The 25,024-nt window shown below is 50.3% G+C and carries 23 protein-coding genes; all 23 read left to right on the top strand.

Annotation, left to right across the window (positions count from 1 at the left end):
* Positions 1-108 precede the first annotated feature (108 nt).
* On the top strand, positions 109-2,079 hold the full coding sequence (gene recJ, locus BM181_RS07450) for a single-stranded-DNA-specific exonuclease RecJ (RefSeq protein WP_075443486.1): 1,971 nt from the start codon (positions 109-111) through the stop codon (positions 2,077-2,079).
* Between the two features lie 13 nt (positions 2,080-2,092).
* A complete protein-coding gene (locus BM181_RS07445) occupies positions 2,093-4,318 on the top strand; it encodes a RelA/SpoT family protein (protein WP_075443484.1) in 2,226 nt (741 codons plus the stop codon).
* Between the two features lie 133 nt (positions 4,319-4,451).
* Positions 4,452-4,895, top strand: coding sequence for a Fur family transcriptional regulator (locus BM181_RS07440; protein WP_075428173.1), 444 nt, complete (start codon positions 4,452-4,454; stop codon positions 4,893-4,895).
* Between the two features lie 4 nt (positions 4,896-4,899).
* The gene (hemZ, locus tag BM181_RS07435) at positions 4,900-6,438 is read left to right on the top strand and encodes a coproporphyrinogen dehydrogenase HemZ (RefSeq protein WP_075443482.1); all 1,539 of its coding nucleotides are present in this window, start codon (positions 4,900-4,902) and stop codon (positions 6,436-6,438) included.
* Positions 6,432-7,697 carry a histidine--tRNA ligase gene (gene hisS / locus BM181_RS07430; protein WP_075443480.1) on the top strand — a complete coding sequence of 422 codons (1,266 nt, stop codon included), beginning with the start codon at positions 6,432-6,434 and terminating at the stop codon, positions 7,695-7,697. Before hemZ ends, hisS begins: the two co-directional genes overlap by 7 nt.
* Positions 7,697-9,502 carry an aspartate--tRNA ligase gene (gene aspS, locus BM181_RS07425; RefSeq protein ID WP_033169348.1) on the top strand — a complete coding sequence of 602 codons (1,806 nt, stop codon included), beginning with the start codon at positions 7,697-7,699 and terminating at the stop codon, positions 9,500-9,502. The genes hisS and aspS overlap by 1 nt, the downstream gene beginning before the upstream one ends.
* Before the next feature lie 186 nt (positions 9,503-9,688).
* Positions 9,689-10,219, top strand: a complete 531-nt coding sequence (locus tag BM181_RS07420) for a hypothetical protein (protein ID WP_075443478.1) — start codon at positions 9,689-9,691, stop codon at positions 10,217-10,219.
* Complete coding sequence (locus BM181_RS07415) at positions 10,207-11,625, top strand: hypothetical protein (RefSeq protein WP_143092140.1); 1,419 nt, start codon at positions 10,207-10,209, stop codon at positions 11,623-11,625. Before BM181_RS07420 ends, BM181_RS07415 begins: the two co-directional genes overlap by 13 nt.
* Positions 11,622-13,037 (top strand): contractile injection system protein, VgrG/Pvc8 family, encoded by a 1,416-nt coding sequence (locus tag BM181_RS07410; RefSeq protein ID WP_075443474.1) that lies wholly within the window; start codon positions 11,622-11,624, stop codon positions 13,035-13,037. The genes BM181_RS07415 and BM181_RS07410 overlap by 4 nt, the downstream gene beginning before the upstream one ends.
* 2 nt (positions 13,038-13,039) lie before the next feature.
* Positions 13,040-13,972, top strand: coding sequence for a DUF4280 domain-containing protein (locus BM181_RS07405; RefSeq protein ID WP_075443472.1), 933 nt, complete (start codon positions 13,040-13,042; stop codon positions 13,970-13,972).
* A gap of 18 nt (positions 13,973-13,990) precedes the next feature.
* Positions 13,991-14,581 carry a hypothetical protein gene (locus tag BM181_RS07400; RefSeq protein ID WP_075443470.1) on the top strand — a complete coding sequence of 197 codons (591 nt, stop codon included), beginning with the start codon at positions 13,991-13,993 and terminating at the stop codon, positions 14,579-14,581.
* A 428-nt stretch (positions 14,582-15,009) separates the two neighbouring features.
* Positions 15,010-15,585, top strand: a complete 576-nt coding sequence (locus BM181_RS07390; RefSeq protein ID WP_082336222.1) for a hypothetical protein — start codon at positions 15,010-15,012, stop codon at positions 15,583-15,585.
* Positions 15,586-15,655: 70 nt separating this feature from the next.
* A complete protein-coding gene (locus tag BM181_RS07385; RefSeq protein ID WP_075443464.1) occupies positions 15,656-17,149 on the top strand; it encodes a contractile injection system protein, VgrG/Pvc8 family in 1,494 nt (497 codons plus the stop codon).
* A gap of 13 nt (positions 17,150-17,162) precedes the next feature.
* Positions 17,163-17,981, top strand: coding sequence for a hypothetical protein (locus BM181_RS07380; RefSeq protein WP_075443462.1), 819 nt, complete (start codon positions 17,163-17,165; stop codon positions 17,979-17,981).
* A gap of 7 nt (positions 17,982-17,988) precedes the next feature.
* A complete protein-coding gene (locus BM181_RS07375; RefSeq protein WP_075443460.1) occupies positions 17,989-19,047 on the top strand; it encodes a pentapeptide repeat-containing protein in 1,059 nt (352 codons plus the stop codon).
* A complete protein-coding gene (locus BM181_RS07370) occupies positions 19,022-19,591 on the top strand; it encodes a hypothetical protein (protein ID WP_075443458.1) in 570 nt (189 codons plus the stop codon). Before BM181_RS07375 ends, BM181_RS07370 begins: the two co-directional genes overlap by 26 nt.
* A 31-nt stretch (positions 19,592-19,622) precedes the next feature.
* Positions 19,623-20,192, top strand: coding sequence for a hypothetical protein (locus BM181_RS07365; RefSeq protein WP_218150106.1), 570 nt, complete (start codon positions 19,623-19,625; stop codon positions 20,190-20,192).
* A gap of 27 nt (positions 20,193-20,219) precedes the next feature.
* Complete coding sequence (locus tag BM181_RS07360) at positions 20,220-20,768, top strand: hypothetical protein (protein ID WP_075443454.1); 549 nt, start codon at positions 20,220-20,222, stop codon at positions 20,766-20,768.
* Positions 20,769-20,890: 122 nt separating this feature from the next.
* Positions 20,891-21,580 (top strand): WecB/TagA/CpsF family glycosyltransferase, encoded by a 690-nt coding sequence (locus tag BM181_RS07355; protein ID WP_075443559.1) that lies wholly within the window; start codon positions 20,891-20,893, stop codon positions 21,578-21,580.
* A gap of 12 nt (positions 21,581-21,592) precedes the next feature.
* A complete protein-coding gene (locus BM181_RS07350) occupies positions 21,593-22,225 on the top strand; it encodes a phosphatidylserine decarboxylase family protein (RefSeq protein ID WP_075443452.1) in 633 nt (210 codons plus the stop codon).
* Positions 22,225-22,935 carry a CDP-diacylglycerol--serine O-phosphatidyltransferase gene (gene pssA, locus BM181_RS07345; RefSeq protein ID WP_075443450.1) on the top strand — a complete coding sequence of 237 codons (711 nt, stop codon included), beginning with the start codon at positions 22,225-22,227 and terminating at the stop codon, positions 22,933-22,935. The genes BM181_RS07350 and pssA overlap by 1 nt, the downstream gene beginning before the upstream one ends.
* A gap of 33 nt (positions 22,936-22,968) precedes the next feature.
* Complete coding sequence (locus BM181_RS07340; protein WP_075443557.1) at positions 22,969-24,204, top strand: glycosyltransferase family 2 protein; 1,236 nt, start codon at positions 22,969-22,971, stop codon at positions 24,202-24,204.
* 156 nt (positions 24,205-24,360) lie between these two features.
* Positions 24,361-25,008 (top strand): hypothetical protein, encoded by a 648-nt coding sequence (locus BM181_RS07335; protein WP_143092138.1) that lies wholly within the window; start codon positions 24,361-24,363, stop codon positions 25,006-25,008.
* The last annotated feature ends 16 nt before the right edge of the window (positions 25,009-25,024 follow it).

Below are 25,024 nucleotides of genomic sequence, written 5' to 3'. Positions count from 1 at the left end.
ATTTTTGTATTATTTTTGTGCACATGTGGGCTAAAGTGTTCTATTTTCTAGAAAAATATGGATAAAAGCGCTAAAATAGGCTAATATATATTCTGGGAGTTGTATACAATGTTGAAAGAATGGAAACTTTATGATACGGTGCCGGAGTCGGCGGCGTTTGCCCGGCAATTGGGCATTACGGAAATGGCTGCCGGGATTTTGTGGCATCGTGGTCTTACGGATATAGATTCCGCCGAGCGCTTCCTGCATCCGGAGAAGCAGCCCTTTCATGATCCGTTTTTGCTGAAGGATATGGATAAGGCCGTGGCGCGCATCAAGCAGGCGATCGAGGGCGAGGAGCGCATCATGGTCTATGGCGACTACGATGTGGACGGCATGTCGGCGACGTCGCTGCTCGTGCATAATCTGAAGGCGCTCGGGGCGAAAGTGTCGTTCCACATCCCTGACCGCGTGAAGGAAGGGTATGGGTTCAACCTGCCAGCGCTGCAGCAGATTGCCGCCAAGGGCGTGACGCTGCTGGTCTCTGTGGACTGCGGCATTGCCTCGGTGGACGATGTGGCGGCGATGAAGGGAAAACTCGATATCATCGTGACCGACCATCATCTGCCGGGGGACACGCTGCCCGATGCGCTGGCTGTCGTCAATCCGCATCGTGCTGACTGTGCGTATCCCGACAAGGAGCTTTGCGGTGCCGGCGTGGCCTTCAAGCTTTGCCAGGCCCTATGGCGCGAGCTTGAGGACGAGGATTATGCGCAGGATTTGGAGCTTGTGGCGCTTGGCACCGTGGCGGACATCGTGCCGCTTACGGGCGAGAATCGCCGCATCGTCAAGGAAGGTCTTGCGGCCATGCAGGATTCTGCGTTTGCCGGTGTCCGGGCATTGGTCCGTGTCGCAGGCATCCAGGACAAGGCAATAAATGCCGGTCATGTCGGGTTCCAGCTTGCGCCGCGGCTCAATGCGGCGGGCAGAATCGGCTCGGGAGAAAAAGGGGTTCGGCTGCTGCTTGCCGAAAATAAAGAGGAAGCGGAGAATCTGGCCATGGAGCTGGATATGCTCAACAGCCAGCGGCAGGCCATCGAGCAGGAGATCCTGAAGCTGGCGGAAGACCAGCTGGCGGGCAAAGATCCTGCGAACCTGCCAGCCATCGTCGTGGCCGGGGAGAACTGGAATCCCGGCGTCATCGGCATCGTGGCTTCGCGTTTGGTGGACCGCTACTATAAACCGGCCATCGTGCTGAGCATCCAGGAGGATGGTGTCTGCAAGGGGTCCTGCCGCAGCATCGAGGGGCTGCATATGTATGAGGCGCTGAAAAAATGCAGCAGCCACATCATCCAGTTCGGCGGGCACGCGCAGGCGGCGGGCCTTTCCGTGGCGCAGCCGGAGCTTGACGCTTTCCGCGAGGCCTTTGAGCAGGTGGCGGCCGCGACGCTTTCGGAGGATGACTATATCCCGAAGGTCAAGGTGGAGTTCGAGCTGGCACCAGAGGATATCACCTTCGAGCTGGTCGATGAGCTGGCACTCTTCGAGCCTTATGGCATGGGCAATCCCAAGCCGCTGTTCGGCTGCCGCGGCATCCGTGCCATGGGGGCGGCGGCTATCGGCAGCCAGAAGCAGCATCTGCGGTTCCAGGTGGGCAGGACGTCGGCGCCGATCAATGCTCTGTACTGGAACAAGAGCGAGTATGCAGGGATTGTCAATGCGGAGGCCATCGATATGGTTTACAGCCCGGCTGTCAATGAGTGGCAGGGGCGCCGCAGTCTCCAGTGCATGGTGGATACGCTGGGGCCCGCTGATGGGGAGAAGGTATTCCCCGAGCGCGAGCAGCTGGTCGAGATATACCGCTTCCTGTATGCCATCCAGCAGCAGGAGGAGAGCATCCCCTATACGGCAGCGGAACTCACGCTGAGCTTCTGCCAGCGGGGTCATCATATCTCCCTGTATACCATGAGCACGGGACTGCGTATTTTCCAGGAGCTGGGTCTCCTGCGTCTTGATTTAGAGGAAAACCGCTACTATCTGCCCAAAGCAACGGGGCGGATGGAGCTTGAGCATTCACCGACGTATCGTCGTCATCGCTGAGGAGGGGAAAGAAATGAACGATAAAGACAAAGCACCAGTGTCCATTGAATCCATTATCGCAGCGGTGAAGGAGTATGAGCCGAATGCGGATACGGCGCTCATCCAGCGTGCCTATGACTTGGCATCGGCCGCACATGAGGGGCAGACGCGCGTTTCGGGCGAGGCCTACATCATCCATCCGCTGCATGTGGCACAGATCCTGACGGAGCTGCACATCGACGATGTGACGATCAGCGCGGCACTCTTGCACGATGTGGTCGAGGATACCATCTATACCAAGGAGCAGATCGCGGAGATGTTTGGCGAGGAAGTCGCCATGATCGTCGATGGCGTCACGAAGCTCGGCCGCATCCAGTACAAATCCAAGGAAGAAGTGCAGCTTGAGAACTATCGCAAGATGTTCCTGGCGATGGCCAACGACATCCGCGTCATCATGGTCAAGCTGGCGGACCGCCTGCACAATATGCGCACGCTGAAATTCATGCGTGCCGACAAGCAGAAGCGCATTGCCAAGGAGACCATCGAGATCTACGCGCCGCTGGCGAACCGTCTCGGTATCTCGAATATCAAGTGGGAGCTGGAGGATCTCTGCCTGCGCTATCTGGAGCCGGAGATTTATTACGACCTGGTCGAAAACGTCAAGCAGAAACGCAAAGAGCGGCAGACGTTCATCGATACTGCGATCGGGCAGATTGCCGGGAAACTCGATGAGGCGCATATCAAGGCGGACATCAATGGCCGGGCCAAGCACTTCTACAGCATCTACAAGAAGATGAAGCGCGACCACAAGGACATCAGCGAGATCTATGACCTCTCGGCTGTCCGCGTCCTCGTCGATACGGTCAAGGACTGCTATGGCGTGCTCGGCGTTATCCATGCGATGTGGAAGCCAATCCCGGGCCGGTTCAAGGACTATATCGCCATGCCGAAATCCAATGGTTATCAGTCCTTGCATACGACGGTCATGACCCGCGGCTATCCGCTCGAAATCCAGATCCGTACGTTCCAGATGCATCAGGTATCGGAGTATGGTGTCGCGGCGCACTGGAAGTACAAGGAGTCGGGCAAGGGGGCTACGGCTGGTAATGCCATGGACCAGAAGATGAACTGGCTGCGGCAGATGGTGAATCTCCAGCAGGAGCTTTCCGACCCGAAGGAGTATTTCGAGGCACTCAAGGTCGATATCTTCTCGGATGAGGTCTTCGTGTTCACGCCGAAGGGCGATGTCGTCGACCTGCCGAAGGGATCGATCCCGATTGACTTTGCCTACCGCATCCACACCGAGGTCGGCCATCACTGCGTCGGCGCCAAGGTCAATGGCAAGCTCGTGCCGCTGGAGCATAAGCTCAAGAACGGCGATATCGTCTCGGTCATCACGAACAAGGCCAACAACGGCCCGAGCCGCGACTGGCTGAACATCGTGGCATCTTCAGAGACGCGCAGCAAGATCCGCTCGTGGTTCAAGAAGGAAAAGCGCGAGGAGAATATCGAGCGCGGCTTGGAGCTCATAAAGGACGAGGCCAAGCATCTTGGCTATCCGCCCAAGGTGCTCATGAAAGAGGGGCGCCTGCTGGAGGTGGCCAAGAAGTTCAACATCCTCAGCGAGGATGACTTGCTGGCAACGCTGGGCTTCGGCGGCGTACCGCTGCACGGCATCATGACCAAGCTCATCGAGCTGCACAAGAAAGAGGTCAAGGAGAACACGCCGCCGGACATCTCGCAGATGATCGCCAAGCTCAAGCAGCCGCAGCAGAACGGCAAGACGGCCAAATCCAGTCATGGCGTGCTCGTTGAGGGCGAAAGCGGGGTCATGGTCCGCCTGGCCCGCTGCTGCAATCCGATTCCGGGCGATCCGATTGTCGGTTTTGTCACGCGCGGCCGTGGCGTATCGGTGCATCGCACGGATTGTCCCAATCTGCTGCAGGATACGGACTTTTCGCGGCTTATTGACGTCAGCTGGGATATCGGCCTCGATAAGCAGTATACGGTGGAGCTCGAGATCGTCTGCAACGACCGCCGCGGTATCCTGACGAATGTGCTGGCTGTGCCGACGGAGATGAAAATCAACATCCACAGCATCAATGCTAATCCGAACCGCAGCAACAAGACATCGACTATCGTACTGGGGCTTGACGTGCGCAATTCGACGCAGGTCAGCCAGCTCGTGACGAAACTGCGCCGGCTCAAGGATGTCTATAGCGTTACGCGCTCGATGGGGCGCAGCCAGAGTGGCAATTGATATTTTCTGTGAAATTGGGCAGTTTGCTGGTAATTCGTTTGATATTTAATGTTTGTTACGGTATAATGTTAGTATTTGAATGAATTACGACATAGGCTGATCATAAATGAGAGCAATGTAAGGAGTTGAGATTATGGCACAAACTTTTACGATGGAAGACCTCAAGGCGCGTTTGCAGGCACGGCAGCATAAGATGACGCCGCAGCGCCAGACGGTCCTGCAGATTTTCCTCGATCATCCGGGCGAGCATCTGTCGGCCGAGGATGTCCATGGCATCCTGCGGGACAGGAAGTCTGAGATTGGCCTCGCGACGGTCTACCGGAGCCTGGAGCTGCTATCGGATTTGGGTATCCTGCAGAAGATGGAGTTCGGCGATGGCTGCAGCCGCTACGAGGTGAATGCTACGAATCCGTCGGAGCATCATCATCACCATCTGATCTGCACGAAATGCGGCAAGGTCACGGAGTTTGAGGATGACCTGCTCGAAGACCTTGAATATGATATCGAGCAGAAGATGGGATTCCATGTCGAGAACCATCAGGTGAAGTTCTACGGCATCTGCAAGGAGTGTCAGTAAGCTCTTGAAGGTCAGATCGTTTACGCTCAACACCAGGAAGGAAATCATTTCCAAGATAACGCGCGAAGTCCTGAGCCTGTTCAAGGTTGAGGTGATAGGGCGGCGCGGTGTCTATGATTACGAGCAGCTATCGGTTGTCAACAAACGCCTGCCGCAGGCAGCGGAGGCCGTCGAGGGCGAGCGTGTGCATATGCAGACGACACTGCTGCTGTTCCGGGCGGATGGCAGCTGTCTTGCCTATAGCCGTACGGCTGTAGGCAAGCGCGATGAATTGGAACGGGCCGCTGTCAACCGCACGATAAAGCTCAATCTCTACCATATCTTTGTGGAAGAGCTCGGAATGCCCCAGGCACCCTGGGGCATTCTGCATGGAGTCCGGCCGACGAAGATCGTCCATCGCTGGATCTCCTACGGCATGGAGGAGGAGGCTATCGTCAAGCGGCTGATGACGGACTTTGCCTGCAGTGAGCAGAAGGCCCGCCTCATCACGCCGATGGCTTTCCGCCAGCTGCCGTTTTTGAAGACCTCGGATGAGAAGACCATCAGCATCTATGTCGGCATCCCGTTCTGCCTGACGCGCTGCCTCTATTGCTCGTTCCCGGCGAATATCCTGCCGGGGGAAAAGCAGCTCGATGCATTTATGGCAGTGCTGCGCAAAGACCTCGAGGCGGCGCGCGACGCGGTGACGCAGTATGGCTTTATCGTCCAGAACATCTACATCGGCGGTGGTACGCCGACGGCACTGCCGGACCGCTATTTTGCGGATATGCTGCAGATGGTATATAATGCTTTCTATGGGCCCCAGGTCGTCGAGTTCACCGTCGAGGCGGGGCGGCCCGACAGCATCACGCCGGCCAAGATTCAGGCGATGGCGGGCCATCATGTCACGCGCGTCAGTGTCAATCCGCAGACGATGCAGCAGCGCACGCTGAAGCTCATCGGCCGTCAGCACACGCCGGAGGCTGTTGTCGATATGTATAAGGCCTTGCGGGCGGCCGGGATTCCCGAGATCAATATGGATCTCATCCTGGGGCTGCCGGGCGAGACGGCGGACGATGTGCGCGATACGATGGAAAAGGTCACGGCGCTGGCGCCGGACGACATTACGCTGCACGCTTTGGCGCTCAAACGCGGCTCGCGCTTGAAGCTCATCATGGAGGAACGTCACGTCGACCTCCCCGGCGATGCGGAGACGCGCAGGATGTCGGAAGTCGCGATGTCATTTATCGAAAAACATGGCTATGTGCCATATTATCTATACCGTCAGGGCTATATGGCCGGCGACCTCGAGAATGTAGGCTGCTGCCGTCCTGGCGCCGAAGGTATGTATAACATCCAGATCATGGAGGAGCACCAGACGATTCTTGGAATCGGCGGTTCGGCGACTACCAAGGTGGTCGATTTTGCGCGCAAGCGCATGAAGTCGTCGTTCAATGCCAAGGATTTGGTGACGTATCTGCGTGATGTGGATATCTATATCGAAAAACGCAGGCAGCTTCTCGAAGAGGCCTACGGAAAACAGGGGGAAACCAACGAATGTTAACCAATGCCCCGCGGGGAACCAAGGATATTCTGCCCGATACAGTCGGCGAATGGAATTATGTTGAACAGAAGATTCGCGAGCTCTGCAGCCGCTATGGATTCGAGGAAATCCGTACGCCGGTCTTCGAGCATACCGAGCTTTTCCATCGCGGCATCGGCGAGGGCACCGATGTCGTCGATAAGGAAATGTACACGTTCAAGGATCGTGGCGACCGCAGCATCACGCTGCGTCCGGAGAATACGGCTTCGGCTGTGCGCGCGTATCTGCAGAACAAGCTCTACGGCGATTCTTCGCTCGTGAAGCTCTTCTACATCGGCTCGATGTTCCGCTACGATCGTCCGCAGGCCGGCCGCATGCGTGAGTTCCATCAGTTCGGCGTCGAGGCGCTCGGCGAAGAGAACCCGATGGTTGATGCAGAGGTCATCATGGTCGCCATCGATTTCTTGCGTTCTTTGGGCCTTAAAGACCTTAAGCTGAGCCTCAACTCGGTCGGCTGCCCACACTGCCGTCCGAAATACCGCGAGGTCCTGCAGGACTACTTCCGCGATAAGCTCGACGACCTCTGCGACGACTGCAAAGACCGCTTCGAGCGCAGCCCGCTCAGAATCCTCGACTGCAAGGCCGATGCGGATAAGCCGTATATGGCCGATACGCCGAAAATCACGGACTGCCTCTGCGACGAGTGCCAGGAGCATTTCCACAAGGTTCAGCAGTATCTTACCGATGCCGGCATCGAGTTCGAGCTCGATCCGCGCCTCGTCCGTGGCCTTGACTACTATACGAAGACCGCGTTTGAAATCAAATACGCGCCGCTGGGCGCGCAGAGTGCTGTCGCTGGCGGCGGCCGCTACGATGGCCTCATCGAGGAAATCGGCGGCAAGCCGACGCCGGCCGTTGGTTTTGCCACGGGCCTTGAGCGCGTCCTTTTGGCCCTCGAGAAGCAGAACCTGCTGCCGGAGATGGACAAGAAGACGGACGCCTATGTAGTAGCGCTTGGCGATGCGGCTCAGGGGCCGGCGTTCAAGCTGCTGACGCAGCTGCGCCAGGCTGGACTCAAAGCTGGTATGGATTATGCGGGCCGCAGTATGAAGGCCCAGATGAAACAGGCAAACAAGGCCAATGCCCGCTTTGCGCTGATCATCGGTGAAGACGAAGTCAAAGAATCCTGCGTGATGCTCAAAGATATGGAAAAGAGCGAGCAGCAGAAGGTTTCTTTTGATACAATAATAGAAAAGCTATGTGCTGAGGTGAAAGGTTAATGGAAACATTACAAGGCATGAAGCGCACGCATCACTGCGGTGCACTTCGCAAAACCGACGTTGACCAGGAAGTCGTCCTGTGCGGCTGGGTCTCCCGTCGTCGTGACCATGGTGGTCTGATTTTCGTTGACATGCGTGACCGTTCCGGTTTTGTGCAGGTCGTATTCGATGAAGCTTCCATGAATGAAGGCACGTTCCACAAGGCTGAGTCCCTGCGTAACGAGTTCTGCATCGCTGTCCGCGGTAAAATCCGCGCCCGCAGCGAAGAGACCATCAATCCGAATATGGAGACTGGTGAAGTTGAGGTCGTTTGCGCTGAGCTGCGTATCCTCAATGAGGCGAAAACGCCGCCGTTCTACATCCAGGATGGTGTCGATGTCGATGAGAAGATTCGCCTCAAGTATCGTTATCTGGATCTTCGTCGTCCGGAGATGCAGAAGAACATCATGCTGCGTCACCGCGTCACGAAAATCATGCGTGACTTCTTTGACCGCAACGGCTTCCTCGAGATCGAGACGCCGATGCTCTGCAAGAGCACGCCGGAAGGCGCTCGCGACTTCCTCGTTCCGAGCCGCGTAAATCCGGGCGAGTTCTACGCTCTGCCGCAGTCCCCGCAGATCTTCAAGCAGATCCTGCAGGTCGCTGGCTTCGAGAAGTATTTCCAGATTGTCCGCTGCTTCCGCGATGAGGACCTCCGTGCTGACCGTCAGCCGGAGTTCACGCAGCTCGATATCGAGATGTCCTTCATGGATCAGGATCAGATCCTGGGCCTGATGGAAGAGCTCGCCAAAGAGATGTTCGAGAAGGCTATCGGTGCGAAGATCGAGACGCCGTTTGAGCGCATGGACTGGGATACGGCTATGGACAAATACGGTTCCGATAAGCCGGATCTCCGCTTCGATATGCCGCTCATGGATATCTCCGAGTTCGTCAAAGGTTCGGACTTCAAGGTATTCAACGCCGTTATCGAAAACGGCGGCATGGTCAAGTGCATCAAGGTTGACGGTTATGCTGACATTCCGCGCCGCCGCCTCGATGATCTCGTCAAGTTCGTCCAGATCTATGGCGCGAAGGGCCTTGCCTGGATCCAGTACAGCGAAGAGGGCATCAAGAGCCCGTTCAAGAAATTCTACAGCGATGAGACGTTTGCCAAGATCGCTGAGGCTACGGGCGCTAAGACGGGCGACCTGCTGCTGGTCGTTGCCGACAAGCGCCTCGTTGTCGATACGGCTCTGGGCCAGCTCCGTCTTGAGATGGGTAAAGAGCGCAACCTCATCGATCCGGATGCCCTGCGCTTCCTTTGGGTCGTCGACTTCCCGATGTACGAGTGGAGCGACGAGGAGAAACGCTGGAAGGCTATGCACCATCCGTTCACGGCACCGCGTGACGAGGATATCCAGTATCTGCAGTCCGACCCGGGCCGCGTAAAAGCTAAGGCTTACGATATGGTCCTCAACGGCGTCGAAGTCGGTGGCGGTTCGCTGCGTATCTACAACGCAGAGCTGCAGGAGAAGGTATTCGAGTCTCTCGGCCTTACCTATGAGCAGGCACATGAGAAGTTCGGCTTCATGATGGATGCGTTCCAGTATGGTACGCCGCCACATGGTGGCCTGGCATTCGGTCTTGACCGTCTCGTCATGCTCATGGCAAAACGCGATTCCATCCGCGATGTCATCGCGTTCCCGAAAAACCAGAGTGCCCGCGACGTCATGTCGGCTGCACCGTCGCCGGTTGAGGAGAAACAGCTCCGCGAGCTCTCCATCCGCACGGCTGTCAAGAAAAAAGAGAATAAGCAGGAGCAGTAAGCTCCGCGCTTGACCACCTTGTGTGGTAAAGCACCCCTCTATGTTCACGCAACATAGAGGGGTGCTTTTTTTATGCCCGGATTAGATTCTCACGGTATTTTCAGATTCTTTTTAATGAATACTAATTCTCATTTATTATAGTTCTATAGGGAATGATTATAGTTAGGATTATGTGAGGAGACGATTATGCTAGAGCAACCTTGGTTTCAGCTCCGTCCCGATGAAGATCTCGTGTGTCCTGTCCGGCCCGCGGGAATACCCTGGCGGGAATATCCGCCGATGATGACGGGCCGGGATTTTGCTCGGCTACAGGATCGTGTCGGCTGTTATGAAGGAAAACGCGGCTTGGAGTTTTGCGATTTCCTGTTTGCGCCCACGTTTATGGTGGGCAAGAAAATGATTGCCTTGTTCCGGTCGTTGGCTCCGGCGGTGGAGACAAAGTCTTTGACGCTTTTGCCGGCTGCCCCGCGTGGCAAGAGTTTAACCTATTGGATTCCTTATTTACCGTCTGCCGATTGTCTGGAAATACGCGGGGATGGATATCGGATCCATCCGGAATGCCTGCAGGGTCGGCAGGTGGCCAGGTATGAGGGGAAACATGTCGTGTATTGGTTCTTTTCCCTGGCGGCCGCTGAGCAGATATTGGCACGGGGACCGATGGGCGTTCATTTTGTCAAAGTGCCGTCAGCAAAGGAGGCAGAAGTGTGTGGAGCATAGCGTATGAATCACTATATATGGAGGGGATTCCTTGTCAGAGAATCCTGTCGTTGGAACTTTGGCATGCGCCCAATGCGTTGGGAACCGTCAAAGTGACAGGGGAAACAACTGCTGCAGCAATGGAGCATTTCATTCCCCGTGCCGATAAGCAGATCGTAAGCCTTTGGGCAGAGGATAGCAGCGGAGAAAGGAAGCGGTTTTTCTGCGGGTATCTGGTTGGGCTGGATTATGAATGCAACGGTGATTATGCTGTCGTCACGTGCACGCTCAACGATATGTGCTGCGCGCTGGATATCAAGCGGCAGGATCAGACGTATCAGGACTTGACGAAGACCTATCGGGAGGTTTTGCAGCGTGCTTATGCGCAGGCTGGGGTAGAAGCGAATCTGAGCTTTGGCGTGCCCGATAAGCCTATCGGTAAATTCCTGGCGCAGATGCAGGAGACGGCCTGGGCGTATTCGAAGCGACTAGCCTCGCATTTCCATACAGCCGTCTTCACGCGGCTGCGTGAGGAAAAGCCATCCCTGTCCGTGGGGCTGCCGGCTGGCGGGAAGAGCATCAAACTGGACGCGGCGGCAGCCGTCTATCAGCAGGATAACTGCAGCTACCTGCGTTATCGGCTGAATCAAGGGCAGGCGGGGCAGAAGGCGCTGATGCAGGATTTTGCGCGTATCACCTGCGAAGCGGATGTGTATGCATGCCTGGGTGATACGGCGGAATTCCGGGGGAAAACGTATGTCATCAGCCGGGTATATGGCACACTGCGCGATGGGCTTTTGCATATGACTTATGAACTGGCTGATCCGCGTGGACTGCGTTTGCCGCTGCGCCAGCATCCATCCTGTGGCGGAAGGATAAGCAAGGGTAAGGTACAGGCGGTGGAACGCGACCGTATCCAGGTATGGTTCGAGGGGATGGATGACAGCTATGACTCTGGCAGCAGCACATGGTTTCCGTATTCGACGGGCTATTCCTCGGAAGATGGCAGCGGCTGGTATGTCATGCCCGAGCCGCAGGATGAGGTCCGCATCCTGTTCCCCTCGCATGACGAAGCGGCGGCCTTTGGTGCCAGTGCTGTCAACCAAGCGCCGGCACCAGCTGAACGCAATAAATATTTCCGGGCGCCAGGCGGCAACAATGTGCTGATGGATGAAGATGGCATCACGCTGGACTGCACCTCCGCAGACAGTTTTATCCGCATTTCGCAGAGCAAGGGCGTACAAGTCTACTCAACCCGGCCCGTAATCGTTTCCTCACAGGGCGATATTGATATTGAGGGCAAGGAAGGCGTCGTAGTGAAGGCCGATGACAGTATCACGATGCAGGTGGCGGACTCGAACATCCATATGGATGCCCACGAAATCGGCATGGGCGCCAAGGCCATCGAAATAGGAGGCAAGGCATGAAAATTATCCATCAATGCCTGCAAGTCAAAGGCATCAAACTAAAACGGCTGCAGGAAATGAGCATCCATCATCGCCCTAATTGCCATGCTTTCGTCAAGCTGGCAGCTGAGGTGGACAAAGAAGAAATGCTGCGGTTTATGCCGCAGTCGGCAGAGACTTTAGTGACGATTGCGGCAGCTGGCGTAGACGGCCGAGAAAAGACGCTGTTCTGTGGCTATATCCTGCGCATACATATGGAGGAAACGGCAGAGTATTGCCTGGCGAAAATGCTGCTGGCTGACACCTCATATCTGCTGGATCTGCAGAAAGAGCGGAAGTCCTTTCAGGATTTGACGCAGACGTATGGTGCAATCCTGCGGGCAGCCTGTCAGCAAAATGGCATGGACACCAAGGCGGAAATCCGCATGAATGTGCCCGATAAGGCAATTGGCGAATTCGTGCTGCAGCTGGATGAAACTGATTGGCAGTTTGCGCGGCGGATGGCGTCACGCTTTGGCGTGCCTGTATTCACAGACTGTGCGGCAGAAAAACCCGGATTGTCAATCGGACTGCCAACGCAGGCGAAAGAAGAAAAAATCCCGGCATGGGTGGAGACTTCTCGGCGCTATCAAGAGGCGAGGTGGCAGCTATGGCAGGAAAATTCCCTCGTGGCCGGCAGACAGCCGATAGCTGAAGACTTTGTCTCGCTTCGGGTCGAGACGGACAATTACCTGCCGCTGGGAACGGCTGTGTCCTGGAAGGGAAAATCCTATCGCATTGCTGCGGTATCAGGCCGATTGCTAGACGGTATGCTGCATATGCGCTACCGGCTGGCTAGAGAAAAGAGCCTGCTGGCAGCCAGACAGAAGAACCCGACCTGTGCCGGAATGGTTTTGACCGGTCAGGTAAAGGATGTCCGGCAGGATAAAGTGAAAGTACATTTCCTTGAAGTCGATGCGGCCTATGAGGAAGCGGCAAACAAGTGGTTCCCATACGCGACGACCTATTCCTCCAGCGATGGCAGCGGCTGGTATGTGATGCCAAGTGAGGGCGACTATGTCCGCGTATTCTTCCCCACGCAGGAGGAGAAGGATGCCTTCTGCATCAGCACCATAAACGCCGCACCGCCAGCCAATACCCGCAACAAAACCCTGCGCGCTCCAGGTGGCAAGGAACTGCTGCTGACCGACAATAGCGTGCATCTGATTACGAAACATCAAGATACATTCATTGACATGTCAGGGAGTGGGATTCACATTGTTACAGCGAACAAAATCAAAGTTACAGCTGATAAATACGTGATACTGGAAGGAAATAAAATCGAAATGCTGGCCAAAGATAAAATCAGCCTTAAAGCAGGTGATGTGCAATTGGATATATTGCCGAAAGATATCAAATTGCTAGCTGAGAATGTCATTATGGGAGGTGACTGAAAATGTCGTCAAAGGGAAATTATATGTCCATGGCTACGCAATATACTTATTGTGATTGCGGCACGGCAAAACAAAAAGTATTTTTAGAGCAATCGCATGGCGTCATCAATCAGAAAGATCAACAACCTGTGTTGAATGCCAATGATCATAAATATCCAGAAAATATCAAAGGATATGGGCGATGCAAAGCGGATGCCCAAGAGGTAAGACGGTTATTGCAACAGCACGGTAATGTCACGATAGATACGGACAAGTATGCTGGCAGGACATGCTACCCCATACTGAATGAAGCATGGCAGGATGGCGATACTCATTTCACAGTCGAGGGAGCACCGGCGCTGCTTGATACAAGTACCCTGGTCTGTGCCAGAGGAGGACGAATAAGGTTCATAAAACCTGGTTCGGATGCGGATGCATTGCCTGACAGTATTGATGCATCGTATAGTGCATTTGACGGAATAAATAGCGAATTAGAAAAAGCTGAAGCAGTGATAGCAAATTACTTGCCGAAAGATGGTCATTTCATGATAGGAGACAAAAAAGATGGATTTTATGCGGAAGCAACCCTGAATCCTGTCGATGCAGAGCACCGCGAGACAGAAGGATCTTTGGGAACGAAAGGAATAGAACTAAATCATGGAAATTCTACGCAAGGAAAAGTGGGAGTTGAAGTTGGTTACAGTAAAGGTGATTTTAACATTGCTGCAGGTACAGAAGCTGAAATAGGAAAATTAAAGTCAAGTGGGGAAAGTACGAAACATGAACCGTCGGAAGTTAAAATGTATACTAAATTTGAGAAGGAGGAAAGAAGCATAAAGCTTTCAGCAAGTAAAGATGGCGTAGAATTAGAAGGAGAATCTGGTGAATATAAGTTGAAAGTTAAAGGAAATAAAAAAGGGTATGATGTTTCGGGAAGTCACAGTGAAAAAAGATAAGAAGAGTGTGTGGATAAAATGAAAAAACTGATGTTTATATTATTAGTAGTTATGGCACTGTTTGTGCCTGGCTGCTCAGGAAACAATAAGTCTCAAGAAATAACTACATCATCAAATGAACAGATTCAAAAAGATGGATGGCGCTCCATAGAGTTGCCGCAAAAAGATGGGGAAAAGCTATACATTGATTTGCCGTTTAATCTGGAAGATCGTGGTGATTTCAAAATAAATAATGAAATAAATAATGATATAAAAAGTGCGAAATGGTATAGGCATGAAGATGATAAAATAAACGTGAGTGTTGATTGGGCTTTGGTCGGTAACGATGATTTTAAAATAAATTTTGATATAAAAACGTTTATGGTGGATTTTGATGATGCTGAACAACTTAATGCAAAAATGAAGATATTGGAAGATAAATATATAAATGGCAGAAAAGTAACTTATGCTAAAATTGTTATAGATGAAGATAATAATCCGCAAATTATTGAATGTATAGGAATCGATGGCGGCAATGAATATTGGACAATCATGTATACATATATAGAGGGAAACAGGGGAATGGAAAAAATGGTAAAAAGGTCTATGGAATCAATAGCGATACGTTAAAATGTATTCATCGTTATAATCATAAATATTGTGGATATGATAGTGATATGGAAATTGAGCCATTTATAGCAGAATGCATAGGGATACATTCTGGTAATATGGGGGGTAACTGAAAATGTCGTCAAAGGGAAATTATATGTCCATGGCTACGCAATATACTTATTGTGATTGCATCACGGCAAAACAAAAAGTATTTTTAGAGCATTCACATGGCGTCATCAATCAGAAAGATCGACAACCTGCGTTGGATGCTAATGATCATAAATATCCAGAAAATATCAAAGGATATGGGCGATGTAAAGCGGATGCCCAAGAGGTAAGAAGGTTATTGCAACAGCACGGTAATGTCACGATAGATACGGACAAGTATGCCGGCAGGACATGCTACCTCATACTGAATGAAGCATGGCAGGATGGAGAAACTCTGTATGAAAAAGATTTTTTTTATGTATATATTGATGCTACTTATAGTAGGGACTACAGGATGTTTCGGAGATAATGATACAAATGTGGCTTCTGGTAGTAAGATAAATTCAACTGAAAAATCTTGGCAAACAATATCGATACCTCAAGATAATGAAGGTAAATTCTATGTAGATTTACCATTTTCGTTAAATGAACATGGCGAGTTTAAGTCCGATAAATACACAAACAATAATTATTGGTATCGATATGAATCTAAACGAATTTTTGTAAGCTTAGATCATATAGCGGTGATGGATAAATATACGAAAATAAATTTCGATGTAAAAACTTTTTCGGCTGATTTTGAAGATTCTGATAGAATGAATCTCAAACTAGAAAAAACAGAAGAAAAAGAGGTTGATGGAAAAAAAGCAACATATGCAAAAATAAAAATAATTGATGATGAACCATACATAATAGAAGGATTAGGTGTCCAGTCCGGGAGTGAATATTGGACGATTGTATATTCGTATAAGGAAGGAGATAAAGAAATGGAAGATATTGTAAAAAAATCCATAAAAACAATAGCAATACGTTAAGATGTATTCATCATTATAATCATAAATGTTGCGGGTATGATACGATACCAATCCATTAAAGGAGACATCTATGGAAACAGTAACTTTAAGTGATCTTCATATTGCTGGCTTTATATCGTCAAAGGTAATTGACTTATCTATACAGACTCAAGTGGGGAACCATGGACGGGTTGAGATTCGTTTGGAAATAGCGGAGACCGAAGATTTGAAGCCGCTTTTGTCCTATCAAAATCAAGAAGTAAAAATATATGCAGGTAGGAAGTCGATATTTGCAGGGGTGGTAACAGAAATAAATCTTTACGAATGCAGTGGTAGGAGAGAAGTAGCTTTGGAGTTATATTCCGTTTCGAAAAAAATGGATATCAAAAAGAAAAGCAGAACTTTTCAATCGGTAAATAAGACATTAGGCGATGTTGCGCGTAAGATTGCAACTGAATATAATGCCGAAATAAAAGTAGAGGAAGAGGTGCAGGTATCACGCATGCTGTATCAGCATGGCGAGACAGATTGGGCGTTCTTACGCAGGTTATGTGAGAGCCTCGGCAAAAGTATTTGTTGTGATAGTGGTGCGGCCACAATCCGGATTGGTTTAGGCTTTGTTCCCTTTGAGGAATACCAGCATGACTCGTCGGAGAATTTACATGGCATTTGTTTGTCATATTTAGATGTGATGCGTCGACAAGAAAATACCAGGCCAAAAACTTTTGTGGAAGAGTTTTCAGGCGTAAAACTCAAGACATATGATTTGCAGCCAAGTGCAGGCTATAGCGTTATGTTGAAAAATTATAAACAAATCATATGGGCAAGCAAGATAAGTGCTAGGGGAGACGTTTTAGAAAATGAACTGATGATTCGTCACAAAGAGGGCTTATATCCTAAAGTAGAACAACAGAGGAAAAACTGGAATAGACCTTGCTATCTTCCAGGGAAAGTAATGGCTGTGAAGGGGCAACAGGTGAAAGTGAGATTTGATTGCGATGAACATCAAGATGTGCAGGATGCTCGTTGGATTGATCATGAAAATACAGTGAATAACTATATGTATTCTATGCCGGATATAGGAGACAAGATATATGTTTATTTTGAAGAATGCGGTGAATTATTGGCATTAGGAAGCCATAGAAGTACATTGGGTGGGAATCCTGATTATCATACACCGGAAAATAGGAATCTTACATCAGAAAATCAAATGATACAGTTCCAACCTGACAGTACTGTTTGTGTGGCTGGTCGTACTGGTGACAATTCTTCGCGTATCGTTGGGGATGTACAAAATGGTGTAGATATTGTATCGACGGAAAATATCGTCATTCATAGTGGTAGGTCGATATGTCTTGATGCACAGGCGGGAAATGTTACGGATGAGGCATATAAATTGATGGAGGGATTCAATAAAGGCTATTCGCAATATTTGCATGATGATGGAGCGCCGTTGAAGCGACAATACTTAGTAACATCACAAAGTATGATGGGGAAGGATATGACATACTTGTGTGAGACGAGTCCATTGTATGAATATCCGGTTAAGTCTGCAAGTGTGAATGTATTGCAGAAGAAAAAATGAGGGCGGCGGTGCTATGTCGGAATTATTGATTAAATCAGATAAAATATTGAAGTTTATTGTTCAAGATACGCAGATGGTAATAAGTGCTGAGGCTAAGACAATAGTATCACAAGCGGAAATAATAAATCAGGAAGGATACGATCATCCGAGATATGTGAATAGCGCAAAAACATCTGAAGAATTGCAGGCAGAACAAACAAAAGCTGACCTAAGGGCATTAGCAAAATCAGTTTTTTTTATCGGTTCGTTTGTACCTTTTGTGCCGATTAAAGTTATATGTACAGCTGGAATGATAGGAATGGATCTTTATGAAGCAAAAGAAGCTGCTGAAAAAGGTGATGACGATGCAAGGAATTGGAGCATTTGTATGGCTGCCGTAGACACTGTTCCGCTGATGAAGGTAGGTGTGAAATTTTTACGTACAACTCGTGTTGCAAGCGCGATAGGAAAGGTGGAGACAGCAAAAAATTTAGCTTCGCATAAAACGGCTGTAGCTGCGCGTTTGATAAGGTTTAAAACCAGTGGAAGAATCTTAAAAGTCCCCCAGGGAGCAAAGGAAATAGCAATGCAGGGGGTAAATGGTGGGAGAAATTTGATTGCAGGCTTGGACAAAACGCATCCGCGTTTGATGAAAGGCTTGCGTGCAGGTAGAAAATATGCAGTAGGTGCAGGAAAGGGATCACTGAAAATATGGAATAGCAAACCTGCTGCGGCGGCAAGAATTGGTGCAACAGGAGTTGTTGATTACCGTTATAACGAACGCCGCTATCGTCAACAACAAAGAGAGGCAGCGCAAAAGGCTATAGAAAATAGTACTAGTTTGCAAAAGTGATTAAGGAATGAAAAATTTTACAATCAAGGAATTTTATAAAAACAGGTATTTACCATTAGAAGAAAATTTATTGTTGTCCTTTAATGAATATTGTATAGAAAACCAACAGAAATTAGAAACAGAATATATAGAGTGGTTCTACCAGTTCGTTCATACATTATATGTTTCGCTGGAAAGACCTGTGGCAAGGATACATTGTACGATGCCATACACAGATTTTCTGTGCGGAAATGCGAATATAAATATAAGTGCATTCGATAGGCAAGGACAGTTTATGGATAGTGCGAGCTTGAATTGTCTATGGATGATGGAGCTGTGGAAAAAATTTGAAGAAGAATTGTGTGATGAGCGGGAATATATTCGGTCACTTGTTCATCCTGTAATGTTCCGTCGTTTCTATCCGGCTACTGTTAGAAAAATAATGGCAGTGCTGGGGGAATATATGAAAGTATGGCTGGCGCTAGACTTGGATAAGATTATGGAAGGGATATTGCGAAATGAAGAATTCTATGTGACCTATGGTGAGTATATAGGTAAACAAGAGATAATAGGACGATTGCGTCCTAAAGTTGACTTGCTGAAATATATTGACAAAGAAAATCTGCTTGAAGATGATTTGAAATACCGTTCCTTTGCAAAGAAACGATATCGAATGAAAAAGATAGACGAGATTGATATAGAAAACAGTAAATTCGGACAGTGCCTATTTGAGCCATGGACGTTCGGTAAAACAAATTTACGTAATGTAATATTTGATGATTGTCATTTCCATTTGACAAAATTCGAAAAAACAAATCTGACTGGAGCCATTTTTGTGAATTGCATATTCGACACATGCAGGTTTCATTCGGTGAAGGCAGATGATGAAAATAGCCGATATCCGTTGTTATTCATGGATTGTTGTTTCGCTGATTCAAAATTTTTGAATTGTGATTGGATGGATGTAGAATTTGTTGATTGTGAGTTTGCTTGTATTAAACTTACTGATTGTGTAATGAATGATAAAGCATTGCAAGAAATAGGAAAGGCTGGCGCTAACAATGATAGAAACATCTGTAAATACTGACGGATATGAGGTTGCTTTTCGTGGACACAAATATCATTTCACGGCAAGAAAGTTTTATGATGATAAGTTTTCGGTGCAATTGCCGGATTCATTTGTAAGTATGCCTGAACATGTACGAGAAATTTATCAACCAGGAAGTCATCCTGGACAGGTATTGTTAGCAGATGATGCAGGACAGTTCTCGTTTGGTCTGTTGAAAGCAGAAGAGAAAATAGATGCTGCTATCATGGAAAAACAAGTAGAGCTTTGTAAAGTCGTCTTGCCTAAAATGGCAGCAGGAGTGCATGTATATGAAGCTGATATTTTAGACGGTGTTTATCAGCCAATTGCATATTTTGAGTATATCAATGATGGCTTGTTGGAACGTATGTATAATTGTATGTTCCTGACAGGATTAGAAGGACATATGGTATGGGGGTCGATTTCTTTTTCGTATAACGATCGCAAACTAAATGAACTGGCGAAAGAAATCGCATGTTCATGTCATGATTTGACTATCGATAGAGATTGTACAGAAGAAAAGGAAAATGAATATAATAAATAATGGCAATGCTATAAGCAGAAAGGTGTTTGGTATGAAGGTTCTTTTATATTTAGTAGGTTTTGTGTTTATGGTTTTGGCTGTGGCGTTTCAAGGCGGTAATGTGAGTTTTTTTGTTCGTCATGAGTTGACGGATGATTTTTCGACTTTGTGGTATCCCGTTAAGCATGAACAGAAGGATGGGAAGATGTTTTCGATGGAGCTGCCGATGGAGCCGGAGGCAAAACATGCGAAGACGGAGAGCGGAATATTTGAGCGCATCGATTCCTATAAAGGAGATAGAGATGGTGTCAGGGCTTTAGTCGTTCATGCGACGACACGGAAAAAGGAGGATAAGGTCGGCTTTGGCTATGAGAACTTCCAAGAGGTATTCACGATGAAGGGGGAGATGGCAATCAAAGGCGAGGGCATCCGGGAAATACAGGGCAGAACGGTGAAGACGATTGAATGCACAAGCAAGTCCAAGGGGCAGGAAAGTACAATCCAGCTGCTCGGGTTCCAGGAGGGGCAGGATGTATGGTGGCTGCTTTATCAGTACAATCCAAAGAATGATGCTGCTAAGGCCAGGGTGGAAAATTCGATTGAGACAATCACGGTACAGTGATTTTTGTTACAGGGGGACTTATATAATATGATGTCAGTTTATTTCTTTCTTCATTCGATCGTTATGTTTTTCGGTTCGCTGGGCAGCCATCTTTCGCTGGAGGGAATCAGTTTGTTTGGCGAGACGGAGCGGGTAACGGTATCGACGCAGCAGGAACTGCAGATAGAAATGCCGGAGCAGTTCAAGGCGTTGCCGTATGATGATGGGGCCTGGCAGGTCGCGCAGGCAAAGTGCAGCAATATGTTCATCGACCTGCATAGCAAAGACGTTGACACGCCACAGCCGGCAGAGATGGATAAGACTATCGATCAGCGGGTCGGCAGGACACTGGAGCGGTATCAGGTCAGGAATGCCGAGCTGCAAGGCCAGGAGGAAATCAGTGTCCACGATATCCCGCTGGAGAAATACCATTACACGGGGCAAAAGGCCGGCAAGGATTTTGAAATCGATGCGGTAGCTGTCAAAGCCCCGCAGAAGGTGCTGGTGGTCACGTATTTCTACCATGCGGGCGATGCGGATGCCAAAGAAGATGTGAAGGACAGCATCGAAAGCATGAAGTATGTCAATAAAGGGTGATGCGCGGTTGACGCTACTATTCTTTTGTAGTACACTAATTCAATGAGTATTTCTGATTTATTGGAGGGAATAGTGTGTCCGACAAGATCGATATATTGGGCGTGAATGTGGATTCTGTTACGATGGCGCAGGCCGTGGCGCAGGTGCAGGATTACATGGACGAGAAGAAGAATGTCCTTATCGCGACGGCCAATGCCGAGATGATTATGCGGGCGACGCATGACGAGGAGCTGCGGCATATTTTGAATGAGGCCGCGCTGGTGGTCCCGGATGGTGCTGGTACGGTTTGGGCTGCCCATCATCTGGGCTATGAGATGCCGGAGCGTGTGGCAGGCTTCGATTTGGCGCAGGAGCTCATGCGCATTGCACCAGGCAAGAAACAGCGTATTTTCTTTTTCGGTTCGGCACCCGGCGTAGCAGAGAAGGCTAAAGCCAAAGCAGAGGAGCTTTATCCGGGGATTGAGATTGTCGGCGTACGCAATGGGTATTTTTCGGCGGACGATGAGCCGGAAATCATCGCGGAAATCAAGGCGGCTAAACCTGACCTGCTGCTCGCGGCACTCGGCGTGCCCAAGCAGGAGAAGTGGCTCTACCAGCATAGAGACGAGCTCGGTGTGCCTGTATCCATCGGGGTTGGCGGTACGCTCGACGTCATGGCAGGGGTCATGAAGCGTGCGCCGCTCTGGATGCAGAAGGCCAAGCTCGAGTGGCTGTTCCGCGGTGCCTTGCAGCCAAAGCGCGCAGGCCGTCTGCTGGCACTGCCGAAGTTCGTGCTCAAGGTACATGCTTCAAAAAATAAGAAACGTGTTTGAGGAGGTGGGAGCTTGACTCCTATTATATCGGAAGGGTATCCGTTCATATTCGGCTGTGCGGCACTGGGCGTCCTGCTTGGTTTTTCGGTGCATCCGTATGTGGCTGTGATTCCCTTCGTATTGATGCTATATTTCTGTTATTTTTTCCGCAACCCGAAACGTCATATCGAGCTTGACGAGTCGGCAATCCTGTCGCCGGCCGATGGCACGGTAACGGATATCGTCGAGCTGGAGACGGATGAGTTTGTCAAGGAACCCTGCACGAAGGTCGTTATCTTCATGTCAGTGTTCAACGTGCATGTGAACCGCAGTCCTATCAATGGGCAGATCAAGCTGCAGAAGTATTTCTGCGGCCGTTTCCGTCCTGCGTATAAGGACACGGTGGGCTTCGAGAATGAGCATCACGTCATCGGCATCGAGAATGAACGCATCCGCATCAGTGTCAAGCAGATTGCCGGCATTCTGGCGCGCCGCATCGTCTCGTATGTGACGCTCGATGATGACCTCAAGCAGGGCGAGCTGTACGGAATGATCAAGTTCGGCTCCTGCCTCGAGGTTGTCATGCCGAAGAAGGTAGAAATCAATGTCAAGGTCGGCCAGAAGGTGGCCGGCGGACAGACTGTTCTCGGGAGGATTAAAGACTGATGGATTATCGACGGTTTATACCGAATCTCTGCACGTCTATGAACCTTGTGTTTGGCATGTGCTCGATTCTTTCTACGTATAGTGGTGATTTTGTCTGGGGCTCGCTTTTCATCCTGCTCGCGCTCGTGGCTGATGGCCTTGACGGGCGCACGGCTCGTTTTTTTGGCGTATCGAGCGAGATGGGCAAGGAGATGGATTCGCTCTGCGATTTAGGCTCCTTCGGCATCGCGCCGGGCTTTTTGGCCTGGGCCTTTGTCCTGCATAACCATGGGCTTTTGGGCATGGCGGTCGTCATCTTGTTTGCCGTCTGCGGCATGTGGCGCCTGGCGCGTTTCAATGTCAATGCTGATGTGGTGCATGGCTACTTCATGGGCCTTGCTATCCCGGCTGGCGGCAATATCGTCGCGATGACGACGCTGCTGTTCGTCCTGCTTGGTGTCGATCCGCTGGGCTTCGGGGTGGCATATCCGATTCTCATGGCGATTGTCGGCTATCTGATGGTCAGCCATGTCCACTATCCGAACTTCAAAGGGGATGGCGGTGAGCCGATTTACCTTGGCACGAAGATTTTTGCAGCGGCTATGTTTGCAGCCATCCTCTGGCTCGGACACGCAGCTATCCTGCCGGCGCTGGCTGTGGCCGTGTTCTGCACCTATGCAGCCGCTGGCATCGTAAATACGCTGATTGCATTATTTGCAAAGGAAGGCTGATGATTTTTGTTTAATTTCCCATTTGATATCATCATGGTTCCCATGCAGATCATGATTTTCCTGTTCACGCTTTATTTCTTTGTCATCGGTTTCTGTGGCATGTGGCGGCGTGGCGAGACGAAAATCAAGACCCCGAAGAAGACGTTCGCGCTGATCGTGGCGGCACATAACGAGCATGCCGTCATTGGGCAGCTGGTCGAGAATCTGCAGGGCCTCAACTATCCGAAGGATATGTATGATATCCATGTCATTGCTGATAACTGCACCGATAACACGGCAGAGATTGCCGCAAATGCCGGTGCCATCGTCCATGCGCGCACGCATCCGACGAAGAAGTCGAAGGGCTATGCGCTCGAGTGGATGTTTGACCGTCTGTTCAAGATGGAAAAACAGTACGACGCGGTCTGCGTATTCGATGCGGATAACCTCGTGCATCCGCAGTTCCTCATGGAGATGAACAATCGCCTCTGCAAGGGCGATAAGGTCATCCAGGGCTATATGGATGCCAAGAATCCGTACGATACCTGGGTGGCAGGCACGTTTGCGATTGCCTTCTGGGTCATTTGCTACATTTCGCATCTGGCGAAATCCAACATCGGCCTGTCGGCCTGCCTTGGCGGCACGGGCATGTGCTTCTCCTCCGATATCCTCAAGGAGCATGGCTGGAATGCAACCTGCCTGACGGAGGATATGGAGTTCACGATGAAGTGCATGGCCCAAGGCATCAAGACGAGCTGGGCGCATGACGCCATCATCTATGACGAGAAGCCGCTGACGTTCAAGCAGTCCTGGAATCAGCGCAAGCGCTGGGCACAGGGCCAGTTCGATGTAGGCAACCGCTTCATCCCGAAGATGCTCAAGGCTGGCTGGAAGCACAAGGACATCCGCATGTGGGATGAGTGCATCTACCTCATGCAGCCGCACTTCCTGATGATCTCGACGTTCTTCGTCATCATCAGCTATGTGCAGCTTGCCTTCCCGCCGTTCTATACGAACATCTATAACTTCATGCCGTCGCAGATCATGACGGCTATCATGCTCGGCCAGTACATCCTGCCGATGATCATCCTCATCAAGATCCGGGCGAAGTGGAAGTCCTGGCTTTACATGCTGCTCTATCCGGTATTCATCTATTCGTGGATTCCTATCATCTTCCTGGGATTCATCAACCGCAACAATCACGAGTGGAGCCACACGCAGCATACGCGGGCGATGAGCATGAGCGACATCGTCGGCAACGTGAAGAATACGAAATCGATTGACCAGTAAAATGGGCTAGGAGACAGCAAATTGACGTGTCAGCTTTGACCGGTCAATTTGCTGTTTTTGCTTGACCTGTCAAAAAGTCCGGCAGGAAGGCTGCGGCCGGATAGCGAATAAAGCGTGTAAAGAGAAAGGGGTATTATGATCAGGGAGCGGAAAAATATGTATTACGATGAAGAGACGAAAGTCTATCAAGATGACAAGGGGATCTTTATCCATCGCAAGCGGCTTGATGATACGGGGAAATACGTCTATGCCGGTGATACGCCGGTTTGCCGCTTTGCGCTTGATGAGCAGTGGGCGATTCTCGTGCGCTGCGAAATCCAGGAGAATTGCTTTACGATTCAGCTGCTGAAGGGGCAGGAAGTACATCATACGGCACAGGCGGAAACGCTCGATACCTTGAACGACTTCCTGATTCCCTGGTGTGTCCATGCCTATTACAACCAGAAGGTATTGGAAGCGCGGCAGCAGTATCATGGCTTTTTCGTCGGCATCGAGGAAGCCAACGATGGCATGGTCTTCTTCACGGCCTGCCTGATTATCATCGTTATCGGCAACTATTTCGGCGGCCTCGTGGGCGTGCTGATCGGCATTGCGCTGGCTATCGCCATCATGAACGTTGTCGGCTCGCGGGTCATCAAATACTCGGAGGCAGCAGGCTACTACAGGGCCAAGGCCGAAAATGTCGCGCGCCGCTATGATTTAAACGGAGCCAAAGATGATGCGCAGCAGGCGGCTGTCATGGATGCCAATCCGGCACAGCCGGCAGAAGATGCAGCGGCGGAATCCTCTGCGGAAGAGAACTGAGCCGGCAGCGTTTTTC

Source organism: Pseudoselenomonas ruminantium, assembly GCF_900113715.1.
Classification (GTDB): Bacteria; Bacillota; Negativicutes; order Selenomonadales; family Selenomonadaceae; genus Selenomonas_A; species Selenomonas_A caprae.
This window is presented reverse-complemented; position numbering and strand designations above follow the sequence as displayed.